The organism is Sandarakinorhabdus limnophila DSM 17366 (assembly GCF_000420765.1).
GTDB classification, from domain to species: Bacteria; Pseudomonadota; Alphaproteobacteria; order Sphingomonadales; family Sphingomonadaceae; genus Sandarakinorhabdus; species Sandarakinorhabdus limnophila.
Genome location: NZ_ATVO01000004.1, coordinates 278,976 through 293,361, shown reverse-complemented (window position 1 = coordinate 293,361; position 14,386 = coordinate 278,976). Strand labels below are relative to the sequence as shown.

Below are 14,386 nucleotides of genomic sequence, written 5' to 3'. Positions count from 1 at the left end.
CACAGGCAAGGGAAGGGGCGAATGACGGTGGCGCAGCGACGCAGCCCCGGCCTGTCTCCCGATTGCAACAGATGGGCGCTGCCCTTGCCCTTTGGTGCTGCCCGTGCGATGCGCCGCGCGCCCAAACATTGCCGGCGACACAGTTGATGAACGCACCATTTTCCCTGTCGAAGAACCCGGTCAGGAACCGCCGCACCTTTGCGATCATTTCGCACCCAGATGCCGGCAAGACCACGCTGACCGAGAAATTGCTGCTGTTCGGCGGCGCCATCCATGCCGCCGGCGAAGTGCGCGCCCGCGGCCAGAACCGCCGGGCGCGGTCGGACTGGATGAAGATCGAGCAGGCGCGCGGCATTTCTGTCACCTCCAGCGTGATGACGTTCGAGCGGGGTGGCGTCACCTTCAACCTGCTCGACACGCCGGGCCACGAGGATTTTTCCGAAGACACGTATCGCACACTCACCGCTGTCGACAGCGCGGTGATGGTGATCGATGCGGCCAAGGGCATCGAGGCGCAGACGCGCAAGTTGTTCGAGGTCTGCCGCCTGCGCGACGTGCCGATCATCACCTTCATCAACAAGGTGGACCGCGAAGGCCGCGACCCGTTCGATCTGCTGGATGAAGTGGCTGACATGCTGGCGCTGGACGTGGCGCCGATGAACTGGCCGGCCGGCATGGGCGGTGAGTTCGAGGGCATTTACGATCTGAAGCGCCGCCGCTTCCACAAACCAGACGGCACCGCCACCGGGCTTGCCGGCGACGTGGTGCAGGTGGATGGCCTGGATGACCCGCGCATCGACGAACTGGCTGGGCCGATGGCCGGCCGCCTGCGCGAACAGGCCGAGCTGGCTGAGGGCGGCTATTCTGATCTCGATATCGAGAAATATCGCGCCGGCGCGCTTACCCCGGTGATCTTCGGTTCGGCGCTGAAGGATTTCGGCGTGGTTGATCTGATCGACGCGATTGCCGCCATGGCACCAAGCCCGCGCCCGCAACCGGCGCTGCCGGCGGCGGTGGACCCGGATGGCACCCAGGTTTCCGGTTTCGTGTTCAAGGTGCAGGCCAACATGAACCCGCAGCACCGCGATCGCATCGCCTTCCTGCGGCTGGCCAGCGGCCGCTTCCGGCGCGGCATGAAGCTGAAGCAGATGGCCACCGGCAAGATGATCGCCATCAACTCGCCGATCTTCTTTTTCGCGCAGGACCGCGAGATTGCCGATGAGGCTTACCCCGGCGACATCATCGGCATCCCCAACCACGGCGTGCTGCGGGTGGGCGACAGCCTGGTGGAGAAGGATGATGTCACCTTCACCGGCATTCCCAATTTCGCCCCGGAAATCCTGCGCCGCGTGCGGCTGGATGATCCGACCAAATCGAAACAGCTGAAAACCGCGCTCACCGATATGGCTGAAGAGGGCGTGACGCAATTGTTCAAGCCAGCGATCGGCAGCCAGTGGATTGTCGGCGTGGTTGGCCAACTGCAGCTGGAAGTGCTGATTTCGCGCCTCGACGCCGAGTATCGGGTGGCGGCCAGTTTCGAGCCCAGCCCATACGAAACCGCGCGCTGGATTTCTGGCACGCCTGCGGCCATGAAGGCATTCGTGGATGAACATCGCAGCGCCATGGCCGAAGATCGCGACGGCGCCCCGGTGTTCCTGGCGCGGGACAATTGGGAATTGAACTTCGTGACCGGCCGCTTTCCGGACATCAAATTCTCCGCCACGCGGGAACGCGCCTGATGGCCGGCATTGCCGTCCGTCTTGGTACGCTGTGGGGGCAGGTGCGCCCGTATCGCTGGTGGATCGCGGGCGGCATCGTTGGCCTGTTCGCGTTGCTGTTTACCTGGCTGGTCGCCACCGCGCCGCTGGGCCGGGCGCTGGAGCCGGCCAAGCAGCCCAGCCTGATCATCACGGACATGAACGGCAAACCGATCGCGCGGCGCGGCGATTACAAGGAAGAGCCGGTGAAGATCGCGCTGCTGCCCGCGCACGTGCCGGCGGCCTTCATCGCCATCGAGGATCGCCGTTTCAAGGACCATATGGGCATTGATCCCATCGGCATCTTCCGGGCGCTGGTCACCAACGCACAGGCCGGCGGCGTGCGCCAGGGCGGATCGACACTCACCCAGCAATTGGCGAAAACCAGCTTCCTGTCGTCGGAACGGTCGATCAAGCGCAAGCTGCAGGAGATCATCATCGCGCTCTATCTGGAGGCGCGGCTGAGCAAGGACGAGATCCTGCAGAATTATCTCAGCTCGGTCTATTTCGGTGACGGCGCGTACGGCATCCGCGCGGCGGCACGCACCTATTTCGACAAGGCACCCGAACAGCTGACGCTGGGTGAAGCGGCCTTGCTGGCGGGCCTGGTGCAAGCGCCGTCGCGGCTGGCGCCATCGCGCCACCTCAAACAGGCCAACGAACGCGCCGCGCAGGTGCTGGCGGCGATGGTGGATACCGGTGCGATAACCGCGGCGCAGGCCAAGGCGGCGCGCGCGGCCACCTACCGCCCCGGCCGCAAGAACCTGCCCACCGGCAGCTATTTTGCCGATTGGGTGCTGCCGCAGGCGCGCGAAGCGACCGAGGCCGATTATGGCGAAATTGTCGTCAAGACGACGCTCGATCCCAAGTTGCAGAAGTTCGCCGACGATATCATCAAAGACGGGCTGGCGCGGGCCGGCGGTCTGAATGTGAGCCAGGCGGCGCTGGTCGCCATGCGGCTGGATGGCCGCGTGGTCGCCATGGTCGGCGGCACCGATTACAAAGCCAGCAGCTTCAACCGCGCAACCCAGGCGCAGCGCCAGCCGGGTTCCTCGTTCAAGCTGTTTGTCTATCTGGCGGCGCTGGAAGCCGGCAAGAAGCCGGGCGACACCATTGTCGATGAACCCATCGAACTGTGCGAACCCGGCCAGCAGCCGGGCGAATGCTATGCGCCCAAGAACGATGATCTGCGCTTCCGTGGCACCATCAGCCTTGCCACCGCCTTTGCCGCCAGTTCCAACATTGCCGCGGTAAAGCTGGCGCAGGAGGTGGGCGTTTCTGCCGTGGCCAAGCAGGTGAAGAAACTGGGCATCGAAGGCGGCGTGAGCATCTATCCGGCGATGGCGCTGGGCACGACCCCGATTCCGCTGATCGACATGACGCGCGCCTTTGCCGCCGTGGCGCTGGGCAAGACGCCGGTGAAGGCCACCGGCCTGTGGCGCGCTGACCCCTGGCCGGAAAAAGTGACGCCGCCGGAAGAGACCAAGGCCAGCTGGCCGGTGCGCGCCGACATGATGCAGCTGCTCTCATCGGTGGTGCGCAACGGCACCGGCAATGCGGCGCGCCTGCCGATGCCGGCCTGGGGCAAGACCGGCACCACGCAAAATCACCGCGATGCGCTGTTCATCGGCTTTGCCGGCGATCTGGTCGTGGGCATCTGGGTGGGCAATGACGACAATTCACCGATGGCGGCCAGCATCGTGGGTGGCGGGCTGCCGGCGCGGATGTGGAAAGGCTTTATGCAACGCGCACTGCAAGCCGAAGGCCGGCTCGAGGTGGAGGCGGAAGTCGCCCCGGTGGAAGTCGATATGGAGGCGCTGGCCGCCGACATGGCAGGCATGACCGTCGATCTGAACGGGGAACCCAACAACCCGCCAGCGATCATCGACATTCCTGACGAGAGCGTGACCGCGCCGGAACCGCCGCAGGGCGCGCCTCAATCCTTGTAAAGTTTGTCCAGGCGTTCGCCATAAACCTGTTTCAGCACATGGCGGCGGATCTTGAGTGACGGGGTCAGCTGCTGATTGTCGGTGCTGAACGCCTCATCGGCGATGATCACGCGGCGCACCTTCTCGATCACGCTCAACTTCTGGTTCACCCGGTCCACCGCGGCCTGCAGGGTGCGGACATATTCCGGCTCGTCCTTCAATTTGTGCAGATCGGCCGGCAACCCCTTGTCGCGGGCAAAGGCCAGCGCCCATTCGGCTTCCGGCACCACCACGCCCACCAGATAGGGCCGGCGGTCGCCATAGACCATGGCCTGGGCGATCTCGTCCTGCAGGGTGAGCATGCCTTCGACGCGCTGCGGAGCGACGTTGTCGCCCTTGTCGTTGACGAGGATATCCTTCTTGCGATCGGTGATCACCAGATGGCCATCCTTGTCGAGATGGCCGATGTCGCCAGTGTAGAGCCAGCCGTCTTTCAGCGCCTTGTGGCTCTCGGCGTCGTTCATCCAGTAACCGTCCATCACCAGTTCGCCGCGCACGAGGATCTCGCCATCGCTGGCGATCTTCACCTCGACCTGGTCGAGCGGCGGGCCGACCGTGTGCATCTTCAGCTTGGCGCGCGGGCGATTGCAGCTGACGACCGGGCCGGATTCGGTCTGGCCATAGCCTTGCAGGATCGGGATGCCGATGGCGGTGAAAAAGATGCCGACTTCCGGATTCAGCGGGGCACCGCCGGCCACCATCGCCCGCAGCCGGCCACCGAATTTGGCGCGGATGGATTTGCGGATGGTGCGTTCCAATGCTTGATCGATCAGCTTTTCGGCGAGGTTCAGGCTTTCGCCACGGGCTTCCTTTCGGGCGATCGCCAGCGCCTGATTGAGCAGGGTGATCGCCAGCCCGCCCTGCTTCTCGATCTGCTTGGCGATGCGCATGCGCAGCACTTCAAACAGGCGCGGCACCACCACCATGAAGGTGGGTCGCACTTCCTCGATGTTGCTCGCCAGCTTCTCCAGCCCTTCGGCATAGGCGATCTGGCCGCCCATCCCGATCGGCATATACTGCCCGGCGGTGTGTTCGTAACTGTGGCTGAGCGGCAGGAACGACAGGAACAACTCGCCGGGCACGTCGCCGGGGAAGAAATCCTGTTCGACCACCGTGATGGCGCCGGCAATATTGCGCATGATCGCGCCATGATGCTGGCGCACGCCGCGCGGCAGACCGCCGGTGCCGCTGGTGTAGATGATGCAGGCCAGATCCTCGCGCTTCATGGTGGCGCGCGCCTTGAGGGCAGCGCGGTCTTCGTCCAGCATGGGCGCGCGGCCCGCGATCAGTTTGCTCCAGTCGTGGATGGCCAAGCCCTGCACGTCCTGCACCGGTTCCAGCGCAATGATGGTGCGGCAATTGTCGGTGGCCATGGCAGCAGGCAGCAGCGCCTTGGCCAGCTTCGGGCCCGATACCAGCGCCGCTTTTGCGCCGCTGTTGGTCAGGATATGGGTGTGATCGGCTTCAGTGTTGGTGATGTAGGCCGGCACGGTGATGGCGCCAGCGGCCATCACGGCGAGATCGGCCAGGCACCATTCCGGGCGGTTTTCCGAAACCAGCACCACCCGGTCACCCCGGCTGATGCCGGCAGCGATCAGTGCAGCCGACAGGCTTGCGACGATATCGCGGGCTTCGCCCCAACTGATCGTGCGCCACTCGCCGCCAACCTTGGCGACCAGGAAGGGCGCGGCCGGTTGTTCATCGGCCCGATCAAGAAACAGCGTGACCAGATTGGGCGCGGCATCGATGCGCGCGGCAATGGCGGCAGGCCGCAACGGCGGCAATTTCGGTAACATCGTCCTCTCCCAAAGACTTGTCTGTGGGGCGTTGGCCGCCCGCTGTTCTTGTCGTCAATAACCGGCCGGCCGGCCTTCGCCACGGGCATCGGCACCGCCGCGCCAGCCACCCGCCACGCGTTGCACCCCGTTCAACTTCAACGGAAGCGCGGTCGCCACCGGCTTGTGGCCCATGGCAGTGAAGGCCGGAATCATGGTTTCGAGCATGGTGCCCTTCTCCACCGCAAAGCGGTCACCGATGGCGATCAGCTGTGGCAGCGCGATGGCCTCTTCTACCGGCAGCCCCCAATCCAGCACGCCGATGATGGCCTTGGTCACCTGCGCAATGATGGTCACGCCGCCGGCCGCACCGATGGCCAGGATCGGTTTCCCGCTCGCATCGTAAACGATGGTGGGCGACATCGCCGAGCGCGGCCGCTTGCCGGGCTGCACATGGTTGGCGGTGAGCTTGCCCTGGTCTTCCGGGGCGAAATTGAAATCGGTCAGCTCGTTGTTGAGCACGAAGCCTTCGGCCACCAGGCCGGAACCGAACGTCTTTTCCACAGTGGACGTCCAAGTGGTGATGTTGCCGGCGCTGTCGGCCACGGCGAAATTGGTGGTACCGGCCACCTCATTGTCGGCCGCGTTCACCCGCGCGGTCGGCGCGCCGGCCGGCATCCCGGCTTCGGCCTTGGCCATGCGGTCACCCGCATTGATCAGGGCGGAACGCGCGCCAAGATAAGCCGGATCGGCCAGGCCCTTGGTCGGCACCGCCACGAAGCCCGGATCGCCAATCCATTTTTCGCGGTCGGCATAGGCGAGGCGCTGGCTCTCGCCGAACAGGTGCCAGGAAACCGGGTTATCCTTGCCCAGCCCCTTCATGTCGAAGCGTTCCAGCTGCTTGAGCATGGCTAGCACGCCGGTGCCGCCGGAGGATGGCGGGCCCATGCCGCAGATCTTGTATTGGCGGTAGGTTCCGCACACCGGATCGCGCACTTCGGCCTTATAGGCAGCGAGATCCGCCAGGGTCATCGCGGTCGGATTGGCGTCGGCGGTACTCACCGTCTTCATGATGCTGGCGGCAATCGGGCCCTTGTAGAACGCGTCCGCGCCTTTGGCTGCGATCAGCCGGAGCGTGGCGGCGAGCTTGTCGTTGCGGAAGGTGGTGCCGGCTTTCAGCGGGGCGCCGTCCTTGTCGTAATAAAGCGCGCGGCCTTCCGGCCCGGCCTGTTTCAGGCTGTCCTGCCCAAAGGCGATGAAGCGCGCCATTGTCGGCGAGATGGTGAAGCCTTCGGCCAGCTTGATTGCGGGTTCAAAGAGCGTGGCCCAGGGCAGCTTGCCCCATTTCTTGTGGGCTTCGGCAGCGAGCGCGACGTTGCCCGGCACGCCCACGCTGCGCCCGCCGGTGGCGGCCTGCATGAACGGCATCGGCTTGCCATCGGGCCCCAGGAACTGGCCCGGGCTGGCCACGCCGGGCGCCTTCTCGCGGCCATCGATGCTGCCCACCGGGCCGTTCGCCGGCTGATAGACGATGAAGCCGCCGCCGCCGATGCCGGAGCTTTGCGGCTCCACAACGGTAAGCGCCAGCATGGTGGCAATGGCCGCATCGGCAGCGCTGCCACCGCGCTTCAGGATGCTCAGCCCGGCTTCGCTGGCCAGCGGGTGCGCGGCCGACACCACAGCCTTGAACGGGCCGGCGCCAGCACTGCTGGCGGCCTGTATGGGCCCGCTGTCTGCATCCTTCGGGATGGGCTGGGCCACGGCCGCAGTGGCGAGGAAGGAAGCGGCGATAAAGAGTGTGGTTTTCATGGGACGGGCACCTTAGGCTGATTTGCGCGTCTGAAAAGTGGCTAAACTTGTGGGGCGCCCACTGCGGCGCCCACGCTGGCAAAGCCGTCGCGGCGCAGCAACGCGGCCAGTTCAGCTTTGATGCGGCCCACCAGCCCCGGCCCGTGGTAGACCAGCGCCGAATAAAGCTGCACGGCGCTTGCCCCGGCACGGATGCGGTCATAGGCGTCCTGCCCGCTGGCGATGCCGCCCACCGCGATCAGCGGCAGCGCGCCGCCGGTTTCGGCGCGGAAACGCTTGAGGGCCGTCAGCGCCAGCGGCTTCAGCGGCTTGCCCGACAGGCCGCCCGTTTCGCCGGCATGGCGGCTGGCCAGCGCCGGGCGCGTGATGGTGGTGTTGGAGACGATCAGGCCGTCCACCCCGCCATCGATGCAGGCGCGCACGATCGTGGCCCAATCATCTTCACCCTGATCAGGCGCGACCTTCACGAATACGGGCATATCCAAGGCCCCGCGTGCTGCCATCACCCGCGCAATCAGATCGGCCAGCGCCGCGCCATCCTGCAACGCCCTCAGGCCCGGCGTGTTCGGCGAAGAGATGTTGACCGTCACGTACGACGCCAGCGGTGCCAGCGCGCGCAGGGCGACGACATAATCATCGGTACGGTCTTCGCTGTCCTTGTTGGCGCCGAGGTTGATGCCAACGATGCCGGGCCGGCCGGCGCGCGCCGTCAGCCGGGCATGGGCGAACTCCACGCCCTTTGAATTGAAACCGAAGCGGTTGATCACCGCCTCATCTTCCATCAGCCGGAACAGCCGCGGCTTGGCATTGCCCGGCTGTGGCCGCGGGCAGACGCTGCCGCATTCGACAAAGCCAAAGCCCAGCTTGAGCATCGCATCGGGCACTTCGGCATCCTTGTCGAAGCCGGCGGCAAGGCCAATCGGATTGGGCAGGGCCAGGCCGGCCATCGTGGTCGCAAGAATGGGATCATCGGCCGGCGCGGCCGGCACCAGGCCCGTCTTCAGCGCGGCCAGGGTCAGATTGTGCGCGGCTTCCGGATCAAGCGCGAACAGCAGGGGTTTGAGAGCGGCAAACATTTGTCATCGCCATGGCAGGGCGGCGGATGGGGTTCAATCCCCCTCATCGTCCCGCCCAACCATGTCCAGCGCCCGGGCCCGGCGCTGATGCAGCTCGCACCATTGCAGCAATGCCTCCTCGCGGCCATGGGTGACCCACACTTCGGCCGGGTTCAGCTCGGTGATGGTGGCGGTCAGCTCGTCCCAATCGGCGTGATCGGAAATCACCAACGGCAGCTCGATGCCGCTCTGCACCGCGCGCTGGCGCACACGCATCCAGCCGGATGCCATGGCGGTGATCGGATCGGGCAGGCGGCGGCTCCACACGTCGCGCAGGGCCGATGGCGGCGCGACGATGATGGCGCCTTTCAGCGCCTCGCCTTTCAATGTGCCCACGGGGCGCAGATCACCGAGCGCCACGCCGTGCGCTTCGTAAAGCGCGCACAGCGCCGTCATCGCGCCGTGCAGATAGATGGGCGCGTCATGGCCGGCGCGGCGCAGTTCGGCGATCACCCGCTGCGCCTTGCCCAACGCATAGGCGCCCACCGCCACGCAGCGATCCGGATTGGCGGCGAGCGCGGCCAGCAGCTTGGCCACTTCGCCGGCCGTGTCGGGATGGCGGAACACCGGCAGGCCGAAGGTGGCTTCGGTGATGAAGATATCGCAGGCCAGCGGTTCGAACGCGACGCAAGTCGGATCGGCGCGGCGCTTGTAATCGCCCGATACGATGATTCGGTTGCCGGCCTTTTCCAGCACCACCTGCGCCGAACCCAGCACATGGCCGGCCGGCAGCAGCATGCACGTCAACCCATCCCCCAGCGCCAGCCGCTCGCCATAGGCCAAAGCCTGCCCACCCGGCTGCGGTCCAAAGCGCTGGTGCATGATTGCCAGCGTTTCCGCCGTCGCCAGCACATGGGCGTGCCCGGCGCGGGCGTGATCGGCGTGGCCGTGGGTGATGATGGCGCGGGCTTGCGGGCGCGATGGGTCCACCCATGCGTCGATGCCGGGCAGGTAGAGCCCTTCAGGCCGGGGCGTGATCCAGTCAGGTGCCATGCGGGCCACGATGCCGGCTTGCGTTTGTCCTGTCACCCTTGCCATGGGTCGCAGCTGTGGAACTGCCGAACATCATCAGCAGCTGGTTTGCTGCGCGCGGCTGGCAGGTGCGCGCCCACCAGCTGGCGATGCTTGATGCCGCAGCAAAGGGCCGCCACGCGCTGCTCACTGCGCCGACCGGGGCGGGCAAGACGCTGGCGGGGTTTCTGCCGACACTGGCTGATCTGGCCACCAATCCCGCCGAGGGCCTGCACACGCTCTACATTTCGCCGTTGAAGGCGCTGGCGGTGGATGTTCAGCGCAACCTCATCACGCCGATTGCCGAGATGGGCCTGAATATCAGAGTGGAGACCCGCACTGGCGACACGCCGGCAGCGCGCAAGGCGCGGCAGAAGGAGGTGCCCCCGCACATCCTGCTGACGACGCCGGAAAGCCTCGCCAATCTCCTCTCCAACCCTGAAGCCGCTGCGATGATGGTCGGGGTGAAGCGCGTCATCATCGATGAAGTTCACGCCTTTGGTACCACCAAGCGCGGCGACCATCTGATGCTGTGTCTCGCCCGCCTGCAACGACTCGCGCCAAGCCTGCAGCGTGTCGGCCTTTCGGCCACCATCGCCGATCCGGAAAGCTGGGCCGGCTGGCTGGCGCCCGATGCCGACTCCACGCAGGTGGAGATCGTGGTGGCGCAAGGCGGTGCCGATCCCGCCATTGATATCCTTGTTATCGATGATCGCATCCCCTGGGGTGGCCACAATGGCCGCTGGGCGGCGCGCGCTGTCATGCGCCGCATCGAAAGCGCACGGCTGGCCATCGTGTTCGTCAACACCCGCGCGGTGGCCGAACTGGTGTTCCGCGATCTGTGGGCGGAAAATGACCAATCGCTGCCGATCGGCATCCACCACGGCAGCCTGGCGCCCGAAGCCCGCCGCAAGGTGGAGGCGGCGATGGCGGCCGGAAAATTGCGCGCCATCGTGGCGACCGCCAGCCTCGATCTCGGGCTGGATTGGGGTGACGTGGATCTCGTCATCCAGATGGGGGCGCCCAAGGGCGCCTCGCGCCTGCTGCAACGCACGGGGCGCGCCAATCACCGCATGGATGAAGCCAGCCGCTGCCTGATCGTGCCCGGCAACCGCTTTGAATATCTGGAGGCGCTGGCCGCGCGCGATGCCGTTCAGGCCGGCGAGCTGGACCCGGACGGTTTTCGACCTGGCGCGCTCGATGTGCTGGCCCAGCATGTCGTCGGTTGCGCCGCTGCCGGCCCGTTCTTCCCCGATGAACTGTACGACGAAGTGAAAAGCGCTGCGCCCTATGCCGGCGTCACACGTGAAAGCTTTGATGCTGTGCTCGGCTATGCCGCGACCGGCGGTTACGCGCTGAAAGCCTACGAACGCTACCAGCGGTTGGTGACCCAGCCCGGTGGCCGGCTGCGGCTGCGCTCGGCGGCACTGGCCCGGCAGTGGCGGATGAACAGCGGCACCATCGTCGAAGCCGTTGCGATGAACGTTGTCTTTGGCAGCGGCAAATCCAGCCGCCACGGCCGCAAACTGGGCCAGGTCGAGGAGTATTTCGCCGGCCAGTTGCGCGTGGGGGACAGTTTCATGTTCGCCGGGCAGACGCTTGAGGTCACCGGTTTCGACGGCGCCGATATCCATGTCCGCATGGGCCGCGGCAGCCCGAAAGTGCCGGTTTATGCCGGCGGGCGCATGCCGATGACGACGCGGCTGGCGGCGCGGGTGCGCGGCCTGATGAACGATCGGGCACGCTGGCCGGCAATGCCCGAGGATGTGCGCGAATGGCTGGCGATCCAGGATCGCGTTTCGCGGCTGCCGGGCGAAGATGATGTGCTGGTCGAAACCTTTCAGCGCGATGATCGCTGGTACATGGTCGTCTATGGCTTTGCCGGCCACCCGGCGCACCAGACTCTGGGCATGTTGATCACGCAGCGCATGGAGCGGGCGGGCCTCAATCCGCTGGGCTTTGTCGCATCTGATTATGCCATGGCCTGCTGGAGCCTTGAGCCGGTGGATGATCCCAGGCCGCTGTTCGACCCGACCGTGCTGGAGGATGAACTGGCGCAATGGCTCGCCGCCTCGCCGTTCCTGCGCCGCGCCTTTCGCGAGGTCGCCATCATCGGCGGCCTGATCGAGCGGGTGCAGCCCGGCGTGCACAAGAGCGGTAAGGCAATGAGCGTGTCGTCTGACCTCATCTACGACGTGCTGCGCCGCCACGAACCGGATCACCTGCTGCTCACCGCGGCCTGGACAGATGCGCGCGGCAAGCTGACGGACATTGCCCGGCTGGCAGCGCTGTTGGAGCAAGCGCATGCGGGGCTGAGCCACGTGAGGGCCGCGCATGTGACGCCGCTGGCAGTGCCGTCGCTGCTCACCATCGGGCGCGAACGGGTGGGCGACAGTGCTGATTCGGCGCTGCTGCTCGAAGCCGAAGCGCTGATCGCCGAAGCGATGCGGGTGGATTGACCTGCAGGGCCGCGCGGGCCTAACGCAGCACCATGTCTGTTTCCTTTTCGTTCGCAGGGGAATCGCTGCAGCCACTGGCCTGCGGGGCCTTGTGGTGGCCGGGCGAGAGCACGCTGTTCGTTGCCGATCTACACTTCGAAAAGGCCAGCCATTACGCCGCGAAGGGCTGGCTGCTGCCGCCGCATGCCACGGCCGATACCGTGGCCAATCTCATCGCTGCGGTTGAATCCACCGGAGCCCAGCGGTTGGTGTGCCTGGGCGATTCATTCCACGATGAAGCGGGGCCTGAACGGCTGTCAGATGAAGCCCGCCGCGCGCTGATGACGATGACGCGCAGTCTCGATTGGTGGTGGATCACCGGCAATCACGATGAGGATGCCGCCGCCGTGCTGGGCGGCCGCGTCATGGTGGAAGGCCGCATCGGCCCGCTGGTGCTGCGCCACGAAGCCGATCCGGCTGATCCGACGCCCGAGCTGTCCGGCCATTTTCACCCCAAGCTGGTGATCCGCCACCGCGGCCGCCACATAGCCCGGCGCTGCTTCGCTCACAGCCCCACAAAGTTGATCCTGCCAGCCTATGGTGCCTTCACCGGCGGTCTGGATATTGCCGATCCCGCGCTGCAGGCGGCGCTGGCTGGGCCGGTAACGGCGCTTGTGGTCGACGGGGAACGGCTGTTGCGCTTTCCGGTAGGTTGACGTTGTCCCACCTTCGCGAGACGCTCCCCTGATGAGCAGCGATTTCGATCTCGTCATCCGCAATGGCCACATCGTCGATGGGAGCGGCCGCCCCGGATTCGAAGGTGATGTCGCGGTCAAGGATGGCCGCATTGCCGCCGTTGGCCAGGTGAGCGGGCGTGGGGCGGAGGAAATCGACGCCAAGGGCCTGCTTGTCACCCCCGGTTTCGTCGATGTGCACACCCATTATGACGGTCAGGCGACCTGGGATCAGCGGCTGCAGCCGTCGTCGTGGCACGGTGTCACCACGGTGATTGCCGGCAATTGCGGGGTGGGCTTCGCGCCGTGTCGGGTGGAAGATCAGGATCGGCTCATCCGGCTGATGGAAGGCGTGGAGGATCTGCCCTTCCCGGTGCTGAAGGACGGCCTGCCGTGGAATTGGCAGAGCTTCCCGGAGTATCTCGACAGCTTGTCCAGCCGCCAGTTCGACATGGATATCGGCCTGCAACTGCCACACGCCGCGCTGCGTGTGTTCGTGATGGGCGAACGCGGCGCCAATCGCGAACAGGCGAGCGTGGACGATATCGCGCAGATGGCGGCGCTGGCCGAAACGGCGATGCACGCCGGCGCGATGGGCTTTTCCACTTCGCGCACCCTCAATCACCGCACGTCCGATGGCCAGCCGACCCCAACGCTGACGGCGGCTGAGGACGAATTGATGGGCATCGCGCTGGCGCTGGGCCGGGCCGGCAAGGGTGTGCTGCAGTTCGTCTCCGATTTCGCCGATCCGGTGGCGGAATTCGCCATGATGCGCCGGCTGTGCGAGGCCTCGGGCCGGCCGCTCAGCTTCAGCCTTGCCCAATCGCCGGTCGCGCCTATGGGCTGGCGCAAATTGCTCGACATGCTCGAACAGGCCACAGCCGCGGGGCTGCCGATGAAGGCGCAGGTGGCGGCGCGGCCTGTCGGTGTGCTGCTCGGCCTTGATCTCACCCTCAATCCGTTCAGCCTGCATCCGGATTGGCCCAAGAGCGCCACCCTTGACGAGCAGCGCCGTCTGCTTGCCGATCCCGCCTTCGTTGCCCGCCTGATCGCCAACCCGCCGCTGGCCGGCAATGCGCTCGGCACGGCGCTGCTGCACCGCTGGGGCGACATGTATCAGCTTGGTGATCCGCCCAATTATGAACCGCTGCCCGAAACCAGCCTGGCCGCCGAAGCGATGCGGCGCGGCGTGGCCTATGAAGTGGTGGCGGCGGAATGGCTGTGCGCGGGCATGATCTATGTGCCGTTCCTCAATTTCGCTGATGGCGATCTCGATGCCGTTGGCGCCATGCTTGCTCACAAGGACACCATCCCCGGCCTGTCCGATGGTGGCGCGCATGTCGGCATGATATGCGACGGCAGTTTTCCCACCACCCTGATCACCCACTGGACGCGCGATCGCAGCCATGGCCGGCTGCCGCTGGAATTCTTGATCAAGCGCCAGGCGCACGACACGGCACGGGCGCTGGGCCTGACCGATCGCGGCCAGCTGCGCCCCGGCCTGCGGGCAGATGTGAACCTCATCGATCTTGATCGGCTCGCCCTGCTGCCGCCGGATGTGGCGCATGATCTGCCCGCCGGGGGGCGCCGCCTGGTGCAGCGTGCCCGCGGGATCCGGGCAACGCTGGTCGCCGGCCAGATCACCTACCGCGATGGCGAAGCCACCGGCGCGCTGCCCGGCCGGCTGCTGCGCGGCGGCACAAGTGGCTGAAAAGGCCGCGACTCGGCGCATCCAACACGCCATTCATCGAAGTTTCGC

The 14,386-nt window shown here is 66.0% G+C and carries 9 protein-coding genes; 5 read left to right on the top strand and 4 right to left on the bottom strand.

Features of this window, described 5'->3' with window-relative positions; genetic code table 11:
• Nucleotides 1–146: 146 nt before the first annotated feature.
• The gene (locus G566_RS0104605) at nucleotides 147–1,739 is read left to right on the top strand and encodes a peptide chain release factor 3 (protein WP_022679502.1); all 1,593 of its coding nucleotides are present in this window, start codon (nucleotides 147–149) and stop codon (nucleotides 1,737–1,739) included.
• Nucleotides 1,739–3,706, top strand: a complete 1,968-nt coding sequence (locus tag G566_RS13500) for a transglycosylase domain-containing protein (RefSeq protein WP_022679501.1) — start codon at nucleotides 1,739–1,741, stop codon at nucleotides 3,704–3,706. The genes G566_RS0104605 and G566_RS13500 overlap by 1 nt, the downstream gene beginning before the upstream one ends.
• Here the strand turns inward: G566_RS13500 and G566_RS0104595 are convergent.
• Genes G566_RS0104595 through G566_RS0104580 form a run of 4 tightly spaced genes read right to left on the bottom strand, consistent with a single transcriptional unit; the run spans nucleotide 3,694 to nucleotide 9,437 of the window.
• The gene (locus G566_RS0104595) at nucleotides 3,694–5,541 is read right to left on the bottom strand and encodes an AMP-dependent synthetase/ligase (protein WP_051135932.1); all 1,848 of its coding nucleotides are present in this window, start codon (nucleotides 5,539–5,541) and stop codon (nucleotides 3,694–3,696) included. The two genes, G566_RS13500 and G566_RS0104595, sit on opposite strands and share 13 nt — an antisense overlap.
• 54 nt (nucleotides 5,542–5,595) lie before the next feature.
• A complete protein-coding gene (gene ggt, locus G566_RS0104590) occupies nucleotides 5,596–7,329 on the bottom strand; it encodes a gamma-glutamyltransferase (RefSeq protein WP_022679499.1) in 1,734 nt (577 codons plus the stop codon).
• Between the two features lie 41 nt (nucleotides 7,330–7,370).
• Nucleotides 7,371–8,405 (bottom strand): quinone-dependent dihydroorotate dehydrogenase, encoded by a 1,035-nt coding sequence (locus tag G566_RS0104585; protein WP_022679498.1) that lies wholly within the window; start codon nucleotides 8,403–8,405, stop codon nucleotides 7,371–7,373.
• 33 nt (nucleotides 8,406–8,438) lie between these two features.
• On the bottom strand, nucleotides 8,439–9,437 hold the full coding sequence (locus tag G566_RS0104580) for a ligase-associated DNA damage response exonuclease (RefSeq protein WP_040605426.1): 999 nt from the start codon (nucleotides 9,435–9,437) through the stop codon (nucleotides 8,439–8,441).
• Nucleotides 9,438–9,493: 56 nt separating this feature from the next.
• On the opposite strand from G566_RS0104580, the gene G566_RS0104575 reads away from it, so the two are divergent.
• From G566_RS0104575 to G566_RS0104565, 3 genes are read left to right on the top strand one after another with little or no spacing between them, the layout of a single operon-like run.
• The gene (locus G566_RS0104575) at nucleotides 9,494–11,914 is read left to right on the top strand and encodes a ligase-associated DNA damage response DEXH box helicase (protein WP_022679496.1); all 2,421 of its coding nucleotides are present in this window, start codon (nucleotides 9,494–9,496) and stop codon (nucleotides 11,912–11,914) included.
• Nucleotides 11,915–11,946: 32 nt separating this feature from the next.
• On the top strand, nucleotides 11,947–12,609 hold the full coding sequence (gene pdeM, locus G566_RS0104570; RefSeq protein WP_022679495.1) for a ligase-associated DNA damage response endonuclease PdeM: 663 nt from the start codon (nucleotides 11,947–11,949) through the stop codon (nucleotides 12,607–12,609).
• Nucleotides 12,610–12,640: 31 nt separating this feature from the next.
• Nucleotides 12,641–14,338: an N-acyl-D-amino-acid deacylase family protein gene (locus tag G566_RS0104565; RefSeq protein ID WP_022679494.1), complete on the top strand. Its 1,698-nt coding sequence runs from the start codon at nucleotides 12,641–12,643 to the stop codon at nucleotides 14,336–14,338.
• Nucleotides 14,339–14,386 lie beyond the last annotated feature (48 nt).

Coding starts and splice junctions, on each gene's coding strand:
- G566_RS0104605 (WP_022679502.1), top strand. CDS start 147: ATGAACGCACCATTTTCCCTGTCGAAGAACCCGGTCAGGAACCGCCGC.
- G566_RS13500 (WP_022679501.1), top strand. CDS start 1,739: ATGGCCGGCATTGCCGTCCGTCTTGGTACGCTGTGGGGGCAGGTGCGC.
- G566_RS0104595 (WP_051135932.1), bottom strand. CDS start 5,541: ATGTTACCGAAATTGCCGCCGTTGCGGCCTGCCGCCATTGCCGCGCGC.
- ggt (WP_022679499.1), bottom strand. CDS start 7,329: ATGAAAACCACACTCTTTATCGCCGCTTCCTTCCTCGCCACTGCGGCC.
- G566_RS0104585 (WP_022679498.1), bottom strand. CDS start 8,405: ATGTTTGCCGCTCTCAAACCCCTGCTGTTCGCGCTTGATCCGGAAGCC.
- G566_RS0104580 (WP_040605426.1), bottom strand. CDS start 9,437: ATGGCACCTGACTGGATCACGCCCCGGCCTGAAGGGCTCTACCTGCCC.
- pdeM (WP_022679495.1), top strand. CDS start 11,947: ATGTCTGTTTCCTTTTCGTTCGCAGGGGAATCGCTGCAGCCACTGGCC.
- G566_RS0104565 (WP_022679494.1), top strand. CDS start 12,641: ATGAGCAGCGATTTCGATCTCGTCATCCGCAATGGCCACATCGTCGAT.